The organism is Thalassolituus hydrocarboniclasticus, from assembly GCF_025345565.1.
In the GTDB taxonomy this organism is placed as follows: Bacteria; Pseudomonadota; Gammaproteobacteria; order Pseudomonadales; family Oceanobacteraceae; genus Venatoribacter; species Venatoribacter hydrocarboniclasticus.
In genome coordinates this window covers 1,868,287-1,884,308 of record NZ_CP054475.1, presented here as the reverse complement: position 1 = coordinate 1,884,308, position 16,022 = coordinate 1,868,287, and the positions used below count along the sequence as shown (strand labels likewise).

The following is a 16,022-nucleotide window of genomic DNA, read 5'->3' as shown; positions in this document are numbered from 1 at the left end:
GAAGCCCGCTTTTCATTTTTGCCCATCAGCCGTTAATCATGCCTTTTTTCAGTGATTTCTGAATAGGATCTTCCGACAACCAGATACCAAACAACGCCTGCTTGAACTTAAGCCCTTTAACATTCGATTTCTCTTCGCCATTGCGGTAAACCGTGACACCGGACTCAGGCGTGTACGCCAGTTCAAAAACATCGCCTTCTTTTACCTCATCGCGGAATGCCTTAATCAGCTCTTCCACATCACTTTCAATCGGGGCGAGATTGCCACCGGTTGACCGCACAAAACCATCACGGGTGGATTCTGACATACGCTTACTGTTGATCATGCCGGATACGATATGCAGACGGATCGCCATTGGCTCATCGGCAGCCACAATGGCCGCAGCATCGTTGCTTTTATTACCGAGGTAAAGGGCCGCAACGTAAACATCAAGAAAGAATTTTGAACGGACACCAGCACCATTGAGAGTCAACTCCTGACCATTAAGGGTCAGCTGCTCAGCAATTTCAGCACCTTCTATCTGTCTGGCGTTCGCATTCAATATCAGGCCAAGAGCCAGCGTGAGGCCCAGTAAGATACGCATCATGGGAGAATTCCTTAATACTTGTTTTTATTAATAGTTAACTGACGTTTTTATAGGCCGCGCTTCAAATGTAAAAGCCAGCATCACCCGAAGATTACGGCAGCCAGTGCGGAATAAAAATCAGCGTGCCGATAATAACAGATGCCAATGCCGATACCAGTACCGCTGCAGCGGCCAGATCTTTGGCCTTACCAACCAGTGGATGATGGGAAGGATGGAGTGCATCTGCCAGAGTTTCGAGTGCCGTATTCATAGCTTCAAGTGACAGCACCAGAGCCATTGAGATCACCAGCACAATCCATTCCAGCCGCGCCAGACCCGTTAAAATACCGGCAATAACAACCAGCAGAATTGCCAGCATATGAATCTGCGCATGCGGCTGACTGCGCAACATATAAATCAGACCGGAGAAAGCATAAGCAAAGCTCTGCCGCCGCCGTACAAGCCATCGGATCATAGCAGCCCGGGTCCACTGAACAGGGGGAAATAAAAAAGCCGGCAATAAACAACCGGCTTTGATTTCAGCGAAACTCTTTCAGATTTTTACTGACAAACAGCAACGTCAGACCGACAAGGTTCTCGCCCACATCATAGAAACGGTCATCAAGTTCAGCTATATCGTCGGCGTGTTCACTTTCGATATGATCGAACATCTGAATCCGTTCATCCTCATCTTTCGGGATTTTCTGCCCGTCAAATAAGGCAATCAGGCGTTCCAGCAGGCTATAGGTTCCTTTTGCCTTGATCCTTTCCAGTGCTTCGAGGGTTTCCTCGGTATATGCCCCGGTTTCGTGATGGATGAACTGAACGAAGCCACCGTTTTCCATTTCCTTTAGCAGGTTGTCGATACAAAAAACGGTTTTCTCTGCATCCGTCAGCGCTTCAAATCCTGACTCAGCTTCCTTGTCGTAAATGACGTCGGTAATCTGAAGAAATGAATCAGTTTCATCGGCAACATCAAGTGCTGCCTGAATCTCCATGTTCATAAATCCTACTCGTAGTTCTCTTTATTAGGCCAAATGGTTAAAGCACAATAGCCTACCCTTATTTATTTGACAAAGGTTTTAAGAGCCAAGCAATTTCAGGTGTTTATAGCCAACAGCTCTTTAATCCGCTGAGCCGTCTGCGCAGGCTGCTCCATCGGGAAGCAATGGCTGCCGGGCGCCATTTCAAAGCGGATATTGTGGTTAGCTTTGGCGGCTTTGCGCGCCGACTTAAGAATGAACGGATAGCTGTCAGCGGCCACCAGAATATCAACCGGTACCGCCACGCGATGCACCGCCTGCCATAAACCACGCGGATAAGAACCAAAAATCGCCGCTTCCCAGGCCGGATTGCAGGCCAGTTCAAGTCCCTCGGTGGTCGCTTTTGTTGCGCCCAGAATAAAGCCCTCAAGGGCCTCAGCATCCCAGTTACGGTACAAAGACTTGCGCTGCAGATCCTGACGCAGACTGGCGGCATCCGGCCATGCCGAACGGCGCCCCTGCACGGCTTTCACCAGAGCCGTGCGCTTCCACAAACCCGTTTTGCGCGCCAGACGCTGGTACAACAGAATCTCGGCGGAGAACAGCACCGGGTCCAGCAAAACAATGCGCTCAAACAGGTGTGGACGCTCAGCTGCCAGCATCAGTGTCATAACCCCACCCATGGAGTGGCCAATGCCAATAGCCTTGCGGCCACCATTGCGTACTTCCAGAGCATCACCCACCCGGCGCGCCATACGTAACCAGTCCGGCATATGATGCGCAGGCTGTTGCGAGCCACCGTGTCCCGGCACGTCAGTCAGCAGCAGATTCCAGTCACCGGGTAACGCCGCAGCCAACGGCGCCAGCGTATGCGCACTGAAACCGTTACCGTGCAGAAAATGCAGTAACGGCGCACCCTCGGCACCCTCACGCTGAAGGCCATGCAGGTCACGGCTTTGTCCGTCCCACCATGGGGTCAGCGTACTGAAAATATTCGATTCAACAGACATAAATTGGTAACAACTCTGAGAGAAAAACAGCGGCGCCTATAGTAACGGCTGCCACCGGAGATAAAAAACCTTTATATCAGCACGGCACAAGCGTCAGCATCAGGCATAACTGCCAGCAACAATGCAAAAAACGCCATATCGACCGGTATTTGTCCGCATTGAAGCGCACAGGCAAAAATAATACTTCCGCCAGATTCCACTCCTGCCGATTATTACCTAGCCTTCAGGTAAAGGAAGAACAGACAAGGAGCAGACCATGACCGCGCGCGCCGTTCTTAACGCACTGGAAGCCAATCGCCGTTACACCGACCTCAAGGATGCGGAAGCCCGCTTATCGCAGGCGCGCCGGGATCTGGATGCCGGCGCCATAGATGAAGAAGAATACAGTCATATCGCGGACGTTTGCCGCAAAATCATCCGCGCCAGCAGTGACGGCTGATTAAGCCGCCACAGGCACACCGCTGTGAAAGCGGAATTCAGGGTCGGGAGATTCGATCAGTTCGCGCTCGAACTCGCGGAATTCCGCCACCCGCTCAGCAATGGGCGCGTCGGCATACTGCGCAGCAAGCGCCAGATAATCCTGATAATGACGACCTTCAGAGCGCAGCAGTGAGCGGTAAAATTTTGCCAGCACGTCATCCAGAAACGGTGCCAGTTTGGCAAAACGCTCACAGGAACGGGCCTCAATAAAAGCGCCGACAATCAGCACATCCACCAGTTCATTGATCCCGCCTTTGCGCACCTGCTCACGCAAACCCGCCGCATAGCGCGACGAGGATACATGCCGGTAAGCAATGCCACGGTCTTTCATGATGTTAACCACCTGCTCAAAATGCAGCAGCTCTTCACGCGCCAGCTGGCTCATTTTTTTCAGCAGGTCTTCACGATCAATGTGTTTGTAAAGCAGGTTCATCGCCGTGGTGGCGGCTTTTTTCTCACAGTTGGCATGATCAATCAGCAGGGTTTCCTGATTTTTCAGGGCCTCATCGATCCAGGCATCCGGTGTTGCACAGCCGAGAAAGCTGTTAATTTCGCTCAGTACGTCTTTTACGCTCATAAACCATCCTCAATCATGGTTTCCAGCACCGTCCGGGCATTGCCCTCGATCGGCACGGCTTTCTGAGTATCCGAATCCATCAGACAAAAAGTAACCACCGCATCGGCAATCAGCGTGATCGCTTCGCCATTTTCCAGTAGGCGGACTTCCTGCACCATCTGCGCACTTTTGTTACCGATTTTTTCCATCCGCGTGCTGATACGGATTGTTTCGCCGGCATACGCCGGGCGACGGTAACTGATGTTGATATTGGCCACGACAAAGGCCAGATTCTGCGCTTCAAACAGCTGAATAAACTGGTGACGATCGAAGTAATCCCAACGCCCCTCTTCCAGAAATTCCAGATAGCGGCCGTTGTTTACATGGTGGTAGATGTCGAGGTGATAACCCCGGACTTTGATATCGACGGACATACAACGTCCTCACAGAAAAGGCGGCGATTTTAATCAATCGGGCCGCCGAGTGCCAGCCGCTCTTGCTCCAACATTTTTGGCCCAACGCATTTTGAGGCAAAGCTCAGGCGGCCGCTATCTGAGGTCTCAGCGGCCGCTTTGCCAGCGCAGATCGTGCAGGTTGAACCCCAACGGCACATCGGTTCGCAGTCGTGCCAGAATCCGGGTAAGCACAGCGGTAGCCCAGTGTTCATTCAGGGCGTTGCGCACTTTGGTATCACACTGCTCACGCTGTACCAGCAACACATCCAGTGAACCGAACTGATCCAGCAGATGACCAGCGGTTTTCGGGCCAATGCCCGCCACGCCGGGCAAATGATTGGTACTGTCGCCGGTCAGTGCCCAGAAATCGGCCAGCTGCTGGGGTTTAAGACCAAATTTCTGCTCAACCATCAGTTCATCCCAGGTAAAGCGGTCAAAATGATTGCGTACACTCAGGCGTGGATTCACCAGCTGGCAGAAGCCTTTATCGGTCGACAGAATCGTCACCTGCAGACCGGCAAAAGCAGCTTTGCTCGCCAGCGTGGCCATCACGTCATCACCTTCCCAACCAGCCAGCTCAAGGCAAAACACGCCCGACTGCTGAAAATAGCGCTGCATATCGGCCAGGTCGCGCTGTAATTCTTCCGGCATCGGTGGCCGGCCCAGCTTGTAATCCGGCCACAACTCATGGCGCCAGGTCTGACATTTCTGCTCAAACACCATCGCCACATGGGTGGCTTTGGCGTATTCCGCATTGCGCGCAATGGCGCTTAAACACCGGCTGCGGGTCGCCTCCAGCGGTAATTCGGTGTCGGCCGCCGCCGCATAAATACGGCGGATCAGGTTCATTGCATCAACAATTAACAGGTGCATTACTTTTCCTCAGCGTCCACATGCTCAGCAGCATCCGATTGCTGTTGCGCCTGCCACAATGCGGCATAGGCACCGCCGGCGGCCAGCAATTGCTGGTGGGTGCCCTGCTCGACCACCTGACCATTCTCTAGCACCGCAATACAATCAGCATCAACCACCGTCGATAAACGGTGAGCAATAATCAGCGCCGTATGACCACGCGCCACTTCGCGGATTTCAGCCATAATGCCGCGTTCGGTATGGGAATCGAGCGACGAAGTCGCTTCATCAAACACCATAATTGCCGGGCGTTTAAGCAGCATACGGGCAATGGCGATGCGCTGTTTTTCACCGCCGGACAATTTCAGTCCACGCTCACCCACTACGGTATCCATACCATCCGGGCATTCATTCTCCAGTTTCTGTAAATGCGCCATACGGATCACCTCAGCAAGTTCAGCATCTGTTGCCTCGGGGCGGGCGTACAGCAGGTTATTTTTCAGTGTATCGTTAAACAGCACCGTATCCTGCGGCACGATGCCCAGCGCCTGCCTTAATTGTTGCTGCGGCACCGACTGTATGGGCTGACCATCAATCAGAATCTCGCCCTGCTGTGCATCGTAAAAACGGAATAATAATTTGGTCAGGGTCGATTTACCGGCACCGCTGGAACCAACCACCGCCAGTGTTTTTCCGGCATCCAGGGTTAAATTCAGGCCGCGTAAAATAGGCCGCTCCGGCTGGTAGGCAAACTGAAGATTACGGAATACCACTTCACCCTGACCAACCTGCAGGGTTCCCGTGCCGTTATCTTTGACCGCTGACTGCTCATCCAGCAGCTCAAACATACGCTCGATATTGGCCATCGACGCTTTGATTTCACGATAAACAAAACCCAGAAAATTCAGTGGTACAAACAGCTGAAACATAAAGGCATTCACCAGGGTAAAGTCGCCCAGAGTCATGCGGCCAATCAGTACGTAGTAAGCAGCGAATAACAGCATTGAGCCCATCGCGACACTGACAATCAGCGCCTGCCCGCTGTTCAGACTGAACAGCGAAAAGCGGTTCATACGCCGCGCCTGCTCCCACTGCGCCAGCGAGCTGTCATAAGCCTCAGCTTCGCGCTGCTCGGCGGTAAAATATTTGACCGTTTCATAATTCAGCAGACTGTCTAGGGCGCGGGCATGGGTGGTGGAATCCATACGGTTGGCTTCACGCACATAATGGGTACGCCATTCCGTTACTTTTACCGAATAGGCCACATAAGCCATGACCGCTACAGCGGTAATTATGCCGAACACCGGCGGGTAGTTGGCCAGCAACAAGCCGATTACCAGAAACAACTCGAGAAAGGTCGGAATAATATTGAAGATCATAAAGCGCAGCAGAAAACTGATGCCGTTGGTGCCACGCTCAATATCACGCTGCAATGCGCCGGTCTGGCGGTTTAAATGAAATTCCAGACTCAGGGTATGCAGATGCTCAAACACCTTCAGCGCCATGCGCCGCATGGCCCGCTCAGTAACGCGGCCAAACAATAAATCGCGCACTTCGCCCATAAAAACGTTTAAAAAACGCACAGCGCCATAGGCCAGCAATAAAGCCAGCGGAAACCACAACCACCAGTCCGCCGGATTAATGGCCTGTTTGTCGACTGCACTCAGGTGATCGACCTGATATTTGAGCAGAAACGGCATCGACACACTGGCCAGCTTCGCCCCCACCAGACACAGCAAAGCCGCAAGAACGCGCCAGCGATGCTCCATCAGATACGGCCAGAGAGTTTTCACCCAGTGCCAGCCGCGGTAACGGTCCGGAGGAGTATCGGGCAGCGACTGGGAAGATTTCATCGAATTGTTACTCTATTCTGGTAAAGAAGATGGCTGAGCAGAATAAGGATGCAGCCAACGTGATTCAACGGATTTACCAAATTAATAAAGCCCTGCCCGAACTGACCGAACTGGAACAACTCATTGAGCAAGGCCGCCATCATCTGCGGGTATCCGTTCCTGCTCATATCCAACAGGGTTCATTCAGGTTGCCGTTTTATGTGCTGGAAATGGGCGCCACCACACCACTGGCGCCGACACTGGTACTGATCGGTGGTGTGCACGGCATCGAACGCATTGGCAGTCAGGTGATTTTATCGTTTTTACGCACCCTGCTGCGCCGCCTTGACTGGGACCCTACCGCTCTGGAAATGCTGGCTCAGATCCGGCTGGTGATTATTCCGATCGTGAATCCCGGCGGCATGTGTAATAACAGCCGCGCCAACCCTAACGGCGTTGATTTAATGCGTAATGCGCCGGTCGATGCCATTGGCAGCACACCCTTTCTGGTCGGCGGACAGCGCATCAGCCGTCACCTGCCCTGGTATCGCGGGCGCAAAGGTGAGCCGATGGAAACGGAAAGTCAGGCCCTGATCGACAGTGTCCGTGCCAGCCTGCAACACCAGAAGCACTGCATCACCCTCGATTGCCACTCAGGTTTCGGTTACAAAGACCGCATCTGGTTTCCCTACGCCAAAAGCACCGAACCCTGGCCCGGCCTGCCGGAAGCCTGCGCCCTGACACAATTGTTTGAACACAGTTACCCCAGCCATAATATGTACCTGTTTGAGCCTCAGGCACACAGTTACACCACCCATGGCGATCTGTGGGATTACCTGTATGACGACTACATGGCACAGCAACCTGATGGCCTTTATCTGCCACTGACGCTGGAAATGGGCTCCTGGCTGTGGGTGAAAAAAAATCCGCGTCACCTGTTCCGTTACCACAGCCTGTTTAATCCGATACTGCCGCACCGCCATCAGCGCATTTTACGCCGCCATTTCACTCTGATTGAGTTTTTAATGTCGGCGGTACGCAGCATGCCATCCTGGGCCCCCACAACCGCTGCCGATAAACAGCAGCTGTACCAGCGTGCCTGTGATCGCTGGTATCCGCACAACCGCAGTGGCCCCGACAGCTGAAACGGAACTTTCAGCCCGGGGACTTGCCCGAAATGACGCCCGGCCGGTGCTGCACCGGCAAAAACACGACAAACACATCACAGCGCCGCCGAAACATCGTATGATAGCGGCCTTTATCTGATCACTAACGGAAAGCGCTAGTCACATGTCTGTATTCCGCCCTCTGCTTACTGCCTCTGCCGCTCTGACGATGCTGGCAGCCACCACCGCCCATGCCGAACTGAGCGCCAATCTGGGTCTGACCTCAGAATACGTTCGTGATGGTGTCAGTCAGACCGGTGGCAATGCGGCCCTGCAGGGCGGCCTGACGTTCCGTCATGACAGTGGTTTTTACACCGGTCTGTGGTCTTCTGGTCTGGATCGTAAAGCTGATCATGCGACCTACGAGCACGATGCTTTTGCTGGCCTGTATCTGCCTCTGAGTGATGGTATTGCAATGGATATTTCCGCGACCCGTTACACCTTTGCCGGCGATGCCAGCATTCAGGATCAGGCTTACAGCGAAGGTACCCTGCGCCTGCTGGTCGACGATGCCCTGACTCTGGGCTGGCGTCACAGCGATTCTTATCTGGATTCAGGATTTGCCAAACGCAGTCTGGAGCTTGGTTACACCATTCAGACTGACAGCTTTTCGATTGAGTTTTTTACTGCCCAGCACCGTTATCTGGAAATCGATGACGATTTCAACTTTGGCGGCAGTAAAGACGATTACTGGCAACTGCGCGTTGGCGTTGAACGCAGCTACGGTCCCTACGATTACCGCCTGAGTATCGACCGCACCAACCTCAGTGCCGCTTATGATGCCGGCACCACACTGCAGTTCAGCGTACACCGCTACTTCGATCTCTGGTAACGGCGGACATATCTGATATGCGCATGGATGCTCAGCAGAACAATCAACACCACAACCAGCCCGAATGGGTACTGATCCGCGGCCTGATCCGCAGCCGCTTTCACTGGGGTGCCTTTCCCGACCAGTTGCTCAGCCAATTACAACAGCAGCAACTGGCACCATCGGCATTACTGCTGCCGGAGCTGGCTGGTAATGGCGAGCGCTTCCGCGATAAAACCCCTTTCAGCATTCATAATATGATGCTTGATATCCGCCACCAGGTGCAGAAACTCAGCCCGGATGACAACCGCCCGCGGGTTCTTGTCGCCATTTCGATGGGCGCTATGATCGCCAGCGAATGGGCACGCTGCTATCCGCAGGAAGTCGCCCGCCTGCATCTGATCAATACCAGCTTCAGTAATTTTTCGACGCCCTGGCAGCGGATGAAAATCCGGCCATTATTAGGATTTCTGCGCGGGTTACGCAGTTCAGATAAGCTTGAAGCCGCCATTCTGCGGTGGACGCTGAATATGAAAGACAGCGAATGCCTGCTGCCGCTCTGGTGTGATTATGCTGCCGCCCATCCGCTGTCATTACGCAACGGCCTGGCCCAGTTACTGGCCGCCAGCCATTTCCGTGGTCCCAAACAGGCGCCGCTGGAAGAAACGTTTTTCTATAACAGTCTGGCCGACCGTCTGGTGGATGCAGCCTGCACCCGCCGCATTGCCGAACACTGGCAGAAAAACCTGCTCAGTCATCCCAGAGCGGGGCACGACCTGCCGATGGATGATCCGGACTGGCTGATTCAGAAAATTATTGCGAACGAACAGAAGTCCAGGGCACACACAGGTCCTGCTCAGCCTGAGCCCCCCGCAAACGCTGACACAAGCCTGTAAATTCTGACGCCGAAATACTCAGCTCCAGCTCATTACCCTGCAGATGAGCATTTACCCCACGTGGAAACTGCACATCGCCGTTATCGGCAACACCGGATGGAAAACTCAGTACGTTGCGGTAATAGCCCAGCAACTCCTCTCCTTCGAATACCAGCAAACTGAAAAACTGCTCGTAATCATCACCACGTACCCGCTCGAGTCCAATCAGGGTACGCTCACCGACGCGGCCGAAAAAATAGAACGACATTACATGGTCGTTAAAACTGTCGTCGAGTAAGGCCGAGTTGCGGGTATAGAGATAACGCTCGACCCACTCCGGCGAGACCTGAGCAGCATCCGCGTGCTTGCCGGCCTGCGGCATTACGGCAGCAGACGAATCGGCGGCCTGTACAGACAACACGTTTAACAAAGGCAGAAGCAGTATTCCACTCTGCAACAGGCAGAAAGAACAGCTGCGGATAAGGCGGAACAAGTGGGTAAACGGCGATGGCATCCGTCAGCAACTCCTGTTCAGTAACGGTTTCACTCACCCTGCCGCATCCGGCGGCAGGGCCTTGCAGCCTCAGGGCTGAGTCAGTTCCAGCTTGGTACCCAGATATTTCTCCAGATCCGGCAGTACGAACGCATCGTCTTCGGAAATAAAGCTGACCGACACCCCTTTTGCCCCGGCACGCCCGGTACGACCGATACGGTGTACGTAGTCTTCCGGATCTTCCGGCAGGGTGTAGTTGATCACATGGCTGACGCCGTCAACGTGAATACCGCGGCCAGCAACGTCCGTTGCCACCAGAATGCGGACGTGACCGGAACGGAAACGTTCCAGCGTGCGGATACGCTTTTCCTGCGCCACTTCACCCGACAACAGCACCGCCACATGGCCGTTTTTGTTGAGTTTGTCACACAGGTTACGGGTCAGGTCACGACGATTGGCGAAGATAATACAACGCTCCGGTTTTTCGTCGGCCAGAACCCGTTCCAGTTGTTTGTATTTGTCGCTCTCAGCAACCAGATAGCAGCGTTGTTCCACCCGGTCGGTCGCGACCTGTTCAGGCTCGATCACCACTTCCAGCGGGTCGGTGGTCCACTGATCGATCAGGATGCGTACATCGTAGTTGAAGGTGGCGGAGTACAGCAGCGTCTGACGCTGATCTTTGGTTGGCGTAGCGCGCACAATACGGCGCACATCCGGAATAAAGCCCATATCCAGCATACGGTCGGCTTCATCCAGCACCAGCACTTCGACCTGGTCGAGGAACACATCCTGACTGCGCATAAAGTCAATCAGACGACCCGGCGTGGCCACCAGAACATCGACCACATGATTGCGCAGCTGTGCGCGTTGCTTCTCGTAGTCCATACCACCAACGATGGTAACAACGTTCAGTCCGGTGTACTTCGCCAGACCTTCTGCGTCTTTACCGATCTGCATTACCAGTTCACGGGTCGGCGCGATCACCAGGGCACGGGGTTCGCTGGCAAAACGCTCTTCCGGCTTAACGGTGAGCAAACGGTTGAGAATGGTGAGCAGAAACGCCGCCGATTTACCGGTACCGGTCTGCGCCTGACCAATGGTATCGCGGCCACGCAGTGCTGCTGGCAGACTTTCTGCCTGAATCGGGGTGCAGTACTGGAAGCCCAGCGCATGAATGCCGCGCATCACAGAATCCGGCAGATCCAGATCGTGGAAACGGGTTTTAGCCGGATCAGCTTCTACTTTGAAGTCATCAATAGACCATGGCGTATCATCAATGGCCGGGCGCTGCTGATCCTGTTTGCCGCGCTTCTGGGACTTTTTATTGTCCGCCTGACCAGCATGATGGGGCTGATGGGCCGGCTGATGAGTATCTTTGGCTGGCTGATTGCTTTTTTTACCGCCACGCTTGGCGTTTTTATTGTCTTTTGCGCTGAGGTCCGCGGGCTTTTTCGCCCCCCGGCCCTGCGTTGCGGGCTTACTGCCCGATCCCTGTTTTCCGGCCGGTTGTTTCTTACCGGTTACGGCCTGCAAAAATTTCTTTAACAAAAGCTACTCCGCTTCTAAATTCGTTCCGGTGCAAACAAGTGCACACCAAATAGTGACTGGCGCTGATAATAATCTAACAGCGCCTTTTTTAATACTTCTGCCCGTGGTGGCAGGCCATGCTCCAGGTAATGGCAGGCCTGGACCCAGACGGCCTGGCGAAAACGCGCCAGCCCCGCTTCGACCGCGGCAGGATCACCATTCAGGTTGTCGGTGCTGACATAAAAGCGCCGGCCACAGGCCTCCGACAGAATCCACTCCACCGCCTGAGGTTTTACCTCCACCTGTTCGAAGGCGCGCTGCTGCTGTGCGCTGCGGCCATCCGGTTCATACCAATAGCCAAAATCGACCTGTTTGCGCCGCTCCGGCCCGGCGATACACCAGTGGCTGATTTCATGCAGGGCGGACTCATAAAAACCATGGGCAAAGATCAGCCGGTGCTGCGCATGCTGGTCATCGGCCGGCAGATAGACCGGTTCGTCGCCACCGGCAACCAGCAGGGTATTTTCTGTCTCCTGAAACAGACCGTTAAACAGCCGCATCAGATCGTTGATATCGAGTGGAATCGTCATAAACCAATAACAATGTATTCACAGAACAACACTGGTCTGCATCGCGCTTTCAGGGCAAAATGCGCAGCTTCTCAACAGTGCATTTTTGTATTCGCAGCCAGCGCTGTTGTCCCCTGCGACCCTATTGCCTGCTCAGAACCCTGAGCTGCGCACGGACACTACCGGCATGACGTTCAAAGCTCAAGAAATAAGAGCCCTGCTTAAACTGACTTTTCCTATTCTGGCGACCCAGCTGGCGCAGATCGGCATGGGCACCGTTGACACCCTGATGTCCGGCTATGTCAGCACCCGCGATCTGGCCGCCGTCGCCATTGGCACCAGCCTGTGGCTGCCCACCTGGCTGTTTCTCGCCGGTGTACTGGTGGCATTGTCGCCACTGGCTTCCGGCCTGAACGCCGCCCGCCGTAACGACGAACTGCCCAACCTGCTGGCCGCGGCACTGTGGGTGGGAATTGTACTGGGCAGTCTGGCGGGCCTGCTGCTCGGAGCCGGCGCTTCCGCCCTGCCGCGGCTGGTGGATGATCCGGTTACTGCGCGTATTGCCGCGGAATACACTCTGGCGATTGCCTTTGGTATGCCCGGCGCAGGCGTTTTTCTGGCCTACCGTTTTTACGCCGAAGCACTGAACGAGCCGGGGCAGGTCACCCGCATCATGCTGACCGGCTTGCTGATGAACGTACCGGTTAATGCCATTTTTGTTTACGGCCTGTTTGGCATGCCGGAACTGGGTGGCGTTGGCTGTGGTATCGGTTCCAGCCTGATCTTTGCCGGTATGGCCATCGCCATGGCACGCAACACCCGTAAAAAGCGCTTACCGGCAGAATACCCTCTGTGGCGCCATGTGCTGCGCCCGGTGAAGGCTCAGGTAAAAGAAATGCTGCAGATTGGCGTCCCCATTGGCGTAGCGATTTTCTTTGAAGTCAGCCTGTTCTCCGTGATCGCCCTGTTCCTGACCGAACTGGGCCCGACCATTGTTGCCGGCCATCAGGTGGCGCTGAACCTGTCGTCGCTGACCTTTATGATTCCGCTCAGCCTGGGCATGGCCTTAACCGTACGCGTGGGCCACTGGCTGGGCTCCGGCCAGTATGTTCTGGCACGGCGCACCGCCTGGATTGGCATCGGTCTGAACCTTGGAATTTCGATGTTTAACGCCAGCGTGATGGTGCTGTTTGCCGCCAGTATCGCCCGCCTCTACTCGCCAGACCCGGCCGTAGTCTCTACCGCCGCTGGCCTGCTGTTGTTTGCCGCGGTGTTCCAGTTGTCGGATGCGATCCAGGTCGCAGCAGCCGGTGCTCTGCGCGGGTATAAAGATACCGTCGCCGTGATGCTGATTACCTTTGTTGCGTACTGGCTGATCGGCCTTGGCCTTGGTTACTGGCTGGCCTTCGGTGAGCGGATGAGCATGGGAGCCGAAGGTTTCTGGACCGGTCTGGTGGTCGGATTAAGCGCTGCCGCCGTCGCATTGGGCTATCGTTTGTACAGGGTCAGTCATCGTCCCGACACCCGTCCTGAGGTTTCATCTGCAACCCAGACGAACGGCGCCTGAAGGCGCCGCGGTTACGGCGATGACCCCTGACATCCGACCACAGGAGCATTCAGGTTGCCGTATCCGCTGACTCACTGGCTTAACTATCCGCGCCGCTGGCTTACCCGGTTATTGTTGCTGACCGGAGCGCTGTTCTGGCTGTTGCTGTTATCGGCTGTCGCCTGGCTTAATTGGCTGCTGCAGGATGTACCGGACGCTGCGCAGCTGACTATGAACAGCCTGCAACAGCAGGCCATCAAGCGCACAGAACAACGTCTGGATCAGGCCAGCGGCATTGATGTCATTAGCCCGCAATGGCTGCCACTGGATGCCATCAGCCGCAATCTGGTGTATGCCGTGGTACTGAGCGAGGATGCCGATTTTTTCAGTCACCAGGGCATCGATTATGACGCCCTGCTCGCCGCTCTGGGCGAGAACATCAAACAGCGCGAATGGAAATACGGCGCCAGCACCATCAGCCAGCAGACCACTAAAAACCTGTTTTTCGACAATCAGAAAACCCTGACGCGCAAATTTCAGGAGTTGGTTGCTACCCGCCATCTGGAACAGGCGCTGAGCAAAAACCAGATTCTGGAGCTGTACCTGAATATGGCCGAATTCGGCCCTAATCTGTATGGCATCGCTGCCGCCAGCCATTACTATTTCCGCAAACCCGCCGCCGGGCTTAACGCTGCCGAAGGCGCTTTTCTGGCCCTGCTGCTGCCATCGCCACGGCGCTATCACTACACACTGGTGCAGAACGGCAACTGGTCTCCAAGCCTGCGTAAAAAAATGCAGCGTATTCTGCGCGATATGCGCTTTAAGGATTACATCAGCAGCGAGCAATATGAAGCATTCAGCCGCTGGCGCTATTCCGGCTTACCGGACAGCTGATTCAGACTCAGGCAGCAATCCGCCACACGGATAAAGACGTGATAAACTGCCGGTTTTTCTGCCCGCCCAAACAGTCCGGACAATCATGAGCATCAACATTTCCTCTTCTGCCTCACCGCGCATTGCTGTTATTGGTGCAGGCCCCGCCGGTCTGATGGCCGCCGAACGCATAGCCCGCCAGGGTCTGGCCGTTGAGGTGTTTGATGCTATGCCGAGTGTGGCGCGCAAATTTCTGCTCGCCGGTGTTGGCGGTATGAACATTACCCACGCCGAAGATTACGCGGATTTTGTCAAGCGTTATGGCAACGCCAGCCACTGGCTGCGACCGATGCTGGATGGTTTCACTCCGGATAATCTGCGCAGCTGGATTCATGAGCTGGGTATTGAAACCTTTATCGGCACCTCCAACCGCGTGTTTCCCAAAGATATGAAAGCCGCTCCGCTGTTGCGCGCCTGGCTGCACCGTCTGCGCAGCCAGGGCGTCAGTATTCATCCGCGTCATCGCTGGCAGGGCTGGCAAATGGAAAACGGCAAACAAATCTGGTGTTTCAGCACGCCTGACGGCGACAAGCGCGAGCAGTTCGATGCTGTGGTTCTGGCCTTAGGCGGCGCCAGCTGGCCGCGTCTTGGCTCCGACGGTCAGTGGTGTAATCTGCTGACACAGCAAGGCGTTGATGTCGCGCCATTATTGCCCAGCAACTGTGGTTTCGAATTGCCCTGGAGCGAGTATATCCGTGAGCGTTTTGCCGGTACGCCGCTGAAAAATATTGCCCTGTCGCTGACCGATATCCATGGCCAGCCATGGTGCCGTAAAGGCGAATTTATCGTCAGTCAGTACGGTATCGAAGGCAGTCTCGTGTATGCCCTGAGCGCCCCGCTGCGCGACCTGATGCTGAGCAAGCAAGCAGAGAAGCATGCCAATCAGCCCGCGCAACTCTGGCTCGACTGGCTGCCACAGAACAGCTATGAACAGATCCTCAGCAAGCTGCAACAACCACGTAAAGGCATGAGCTTCGCCAACGTGCTGCGTAAAAAACTGAATCTGCCGGCAATCACCAATGCACTACTGAAAGAGTGCTGCCCGGAGCTTGATCTGCACGATCATCAGGCCGTCGCCGGCGCGTTAAAATCCATGCCGTTGCCCTGCCCAACCGCCACACGGCCAATCGCCGAAGCCATCAGCAGCGCTGGCGGCATTACCCAGACATCCGTGAATGAGCATTTAATGCTGAAAGCCCTGCCCGGTGTCTTTGTTGCCGGGGAAATGCTCGACTGGGAAGCACCGACCGGCGGCTATTTATTAACGGCCTGTTTTGCCAGCGGTAAACACGCCGGTGACGGTGTCTGCAGCTGGCTGAATGGCAACAACCGCAACGAATAATGCAGAAAGACAGCGCCGGGTCTTCAG

General features: G+C 54.9%; 18 protein-coding genes. 7 read left to right on the top strand and 11 right to left on the bottom strand.

Annotated features, from left to right (window positions below; genetic code table 11):
* Positions 1-25: 25 nt before the first annotated feature.
* The 4 genes from HUF19_RS08200 to HUF19_RS08185 all read right to left on the bottom strand — a co-directional run bounded on the left by HUF19_RS08200 (position 26) and on the right by HUF19_RS08185 (position 2,558).
* A complete protein-coding gene (locus HUF19_RS08200) occupies positions 26-586 on the bottom strand; it encodes a chalcone isomerase family protein (protein WP_260999326.1) in 561 nt (186 codons plus the stop codon).
* Positions 587-677: 91 nt separating this feature from the next.
* Positions 678-1,040: a diacylglycerol kinase family protein gene (locus tag HUF19_RS08195; protein ID WP_260999325.1), complete on the bottom strand. Its 363-nt coding sequence runs from the start codon at positions 1,038-1,040 to the stop codon at positions 678-680.
* 64 nt (positions 1,041-1,104) lie between these two features.
* On the bottom strand, positions 1,105-1,569 hold the full coding sequence (locus HUF19_RS08190) for a DMP19 family protein (RefSeq protein ID WP_260999324.1): 465 nt from the start codon (positions 1,567-1,569) through the stop codon (positions 1,105-1,107).
* A 95-nt stretch (positions 1,570-1,664) separates the two neighbouring features.
* Complete coding sequence (locus HUF19_RS08185) at positions 1,665-2,558, bottom strand: alpha/beta fold hydrolase (RefSeq protein ID WP_260999323.1); 894 nt, start codon at positions 2,556-2,558, stop codon at positions 1,665-1,667.
* 256 nt (positions 2,559-2,814) lie between these two features.
* Between HUF19_RS08185 and HUF19_RS08180 the strand changes: the two genes are divergently transcribed.
* A complete protein-coding gene (locus tag HUF19_RS08180) occupies positions 2,815-2,997 on the top strand; it encodes a gas vesicle protein GvpG (protein ID WP_260999322.1) in 183 nt (60 codons plus the stop codon).
* Here the strand turns inward: HUF19_RS08180 and HUF19_RS08175 are convergent, their stop codons facing one another.
* The 4 genes from HUF19_RS08175 to HUF19_RS08160 form a co-directional block, all read right to left on the bottom strand.
* Entirely contained in the window at positions 2,998-3,615 is a 618-nt protein-coding gene (locus HUF19_RS08175) for a MiaE family protein (RefSeq protein WP_260999321.1), read from the bottom strand. It lies immediately after the preceding gene.
* Positions 3,612-4,028 (bottom strand): acyl-CoA thioesterase, encoded by a 417-nt coding sequence (locus HUF19_RS08170; protein WP_260999320.1) that lies wholly within the window; start codon positions 4,026-4,028, stop codon positions 3,612-3,614. The genes HUF19_RS08175 and HUF19_RS08170 overlap by 4 nt, the downstream gene beginning before the upstream one ends.
* A 126-nt stretch (positions 4,029-4,154) precedes the next feature.
* Positions 4,155-4,922 (bottom strand): flap endonuclease Xni, encoded by a 768-nt coding sequence (gene xni / locus HUF19_RS08165; RefSeq protein ID WP_260999319.1) that lies wholly within the window; start codon positions 4,920-4,922, stop codon positions 4,155-4,157.
* Positions 4,922-6,754, bottom strand: a complete 1,833-nt coding sequence (locus HUF19_RS08160) for an ABCB family ABC transporter ATP-binding protein/permease (protein ID WP_260999318.1) — start codon at positions 6,752-6,754, stop codon at positions 4,922-4,924. The genes xni and HUF19_RS08160 overlap by 1 nt, the downstream gene beginning before the upstream one ends.
* Positions 6,755-6,783: 29 nt before the next feature.
* Here HUF19_RS08160 and HUF19_RS08155 point away from each other — a divergent pair, with 29 nt between their 5' ends.
* From HUF19_RS08155 to HUF19_RS08145, 3 genes are all read left to right on the top strand, one after another.
* Positions 6,784-7,878 carry a DUF2817 domain-containing protein gene (locus tag HUF19_RS08155; RefSeq protein ID WP_260999317.1) on the top strand — a complete coding sequence of 365 codons (1,095 nt, stop codon included), beginning with the start codon at positions 6,784-6,786 and terminating at the stop codon, positions 7,876-7,878.
* A gap of 145 nt (positions 7,879-8,023) precedes the next feature.
* On the top strand, positions 8,024-8,731 hold the full coding sequence (locus HUF19_RS08150; RefSeq protein WP_260999316.1) for a TorF family putative porin: 708 nt from the start codon (positions 8,024-8,026) through the stop codon (positions 8,729-8,731).
* A gap of 17 nt (positions 8,732-8,748) precedes the next feature.
* The gene (locus HUF19_RS08145; RefSeq protein WP_260999315.1) at positions 8,749-9,606 is read left to right on the top strand and encodes an alpha/beta fold hydrolase; all 858 of its coding nucleotides are present in this window, start codon (positions 8,749-8,751) and stop codon (positions 9,604-9,606) included.
* On the opposite strand, the gene HUF19_RS08140 is transcribed toward HUF19_RS08145, so the two are convergent.
* The 3 genes from HUF19_RS08140 to HUF19_RS08130 all read right to left on the bottom strand — a co-directional run bounded on the left by HUF19_RS08140 (position 9,524) and on the right by HUF19_RS08130 (position 12,195).
* On the bottom strand, positions 9,524-10,099 hold the full coding sequence (locus HUF19_RS08140; protein WP_260999314.1) for a hypothetical protein: 576 nt from the start codon (positions 10,097-10,099) through the stop codon (positions 9,524-9,526). The two genes, HUF19_RS08145 and HUF19_RS08140, sit on opposite strands and share 83 nt — an antisense overlap.
* Positions 10,100-10,168: 69 nt before the next feature.
* Positions 10,169-11,356: an ATP-dependent RNA helicase RhlB gene (gene rhlB, locus HUF19_RS08135; RefSeq protein WP_260999482.1), complete on the bottom strand. Its 1,188-nt coding sequence runs from the start codon at positions 11,354-11,356 to the stop codon at positions 10,169-10,171.
* Positions 11,357-11,640: 284 nt separating this feature from the next.
* Positions 11,641-12,195, bottom strand: coding sequence for an elongation factor P hydroxylase (locus HUF19_RS08130; protein WP_260999313.1), 555 nt, complete (start codon positions 12,193-12,195; stop codon positions 11,641-11,643).
* Between the two features lie 166 nt (positions 12,196-12,361).
* On the opposite strand from HUF19_RS08130, the gene HUF19_RS08125 reads away from it, so the two are divergent.
* The 3 genes from HUF19_RS08125 (at position 12,362) to HUF19_RS08115 (ending at position 15,995) form a co-directional block, all read left to right on the top strand.
* On the top strand, positions 12,362-13,741 hold the full coding sequence (locus HUF19_RS08125) for an MATE family efflux transporter (RefSeq protein WP_260999312.1): 1,380 nt from the start codon (positions 12,362-12,364) through the stop codon (positions 13,739-13,741).
* Positions 13,742-13,795: 54 nt separating this feature from the next.
* Positions 13,796-14,614: a monofunctional biosynthetic peptidoglycan transglycosylase gene (mtgA, locus tag HUF19_RS08120; protein WP_260999311.1), complete on the top strand. Its 819-nt coding sequence runs from the start codon at positions 13,796-13,798 to the stop codon at positions 14,612-14,614.
* Between the two features lie 85 nt (positions 14,615-14,699).
* Entirely contained in the window at positions 14,700-15,995 is a 1,296-nt protein-coding gene (locus HUF19_RS08115) for a BaiN/RdsA family NAD(P)/FAD-dependent oxidoreductase (RefSeq protein ID WP_260999310.1), read from the top strand.
* The last annotated feature ends 27 nt before the right edge of the window (positions 15,996-16,022 follow it).

Coding starts and splice junctions, on each gene's coding strand:
- HUF19_RS08200 (WP_260999326.1), bottom strand. CDS start 586: ATGATGCGTATCTTACTGGGCCTCACGCTGGCTCTTGGCCTGATATTG.
- HUF19_RS08195 (WP_260999325.1), bottom strand. CDS start 1,040: ATGATCCGATGGCTTGTACGGCGGCGGCAGAGCTTTGCTTATGCTTTC.
- HUF19_RS08190 (WP_260999324.1), bottom strand. CDS start 1,569: ATGAACATGGAGATTCAGGCAGCACTTGATGTTGCCGATGAAACTGAT.
- HUF19_RS08185 (WP_260999323.1), bottom strand. CDS start 2,558: ATGTCTGTTGAATCGAATATTTTCAGTACGCTGACCCCATGGTGGGAC.
- HUF19_RS08180 (WP_260999322.1), top strand. CDS start 2,815: ATGACCGCGCGCGCCGTTCTTAACGCACTGGAAGCCAATCGCCGTTAC.
- HUF19_RS08175 (WP_260999321.1), bottom strand. CDS start 3,615: ATGAGCGTAAAAGACGTACTGAGCGAAATTAACAGCTTTCTCGGCTGT.
- HUF19_RS08170 (WP_260999320.1), bottom strand. CDS start 4,028: ATGTCCGTCGATATCAAAGTCCGGGGTTATCACCTCGACATCTACCAC.
- xni (WP_260999319.1), bottom strand. CDS start 4,922: ATGCACCTGTTAATTGTTGATGCAATGAACCTGATCCGCCGTATTTAT.
- HUF19_RS08160 (WP_260999318.1), bottom strand. CDS start 6,754: ATGAAATCTTCCCAGTCGCTGCCCGATACTCCTCCGGACCGTTACCGC.
- HUF19_RS08155 (WP_260999317.1), top strand. CDS start 6,784: ATGGCTGAGCAGAATAAGGATGCAGCCAACGTGATTCAACGGATTTAC.
- HUF19_RS08150 (WP_260999316.1), top strand. CDS start 8,024: ATGTCTGTATTCCGCCCTCTGCTTACTGCCTCTGCCGCTCTGACGATG.
- HUF19_RS08145 (WP_260999315.1), top strand. CDS start 8,749: ATGCGCATGGATGCTCAGCAGAACAATCAACACCACAACCAGCCCGAA.
- HUF19_RS08140 (WP_260999314.1), bottom strand. CDS start 10,099: ATGCCATCGCCGTTTACCCACTTGTTCCGCCTTATCCGCAGCTGTTCT.
- HUF19_RS08130 (WP_260999313.1), bottom strand. CDS start 12,195: ATGACGATTCCACTCGATATCAACGATCTGATGCGGCTGTTTAACGGT.
- HUF19_RS08125 (WP_260999312.1), top strand. CDS start 12,362: ATGACGTTCAAAGCTCAAGAAATAAGAGCCCTGCTTAAACTGACTTTT.
- HUF19_RS08115 (WP_260999310.1), top strand. CDS start 14,700: ATGAGCATCAACATTTCCTCTTCTGCCTCACCGCGCATTGCTGTTATT.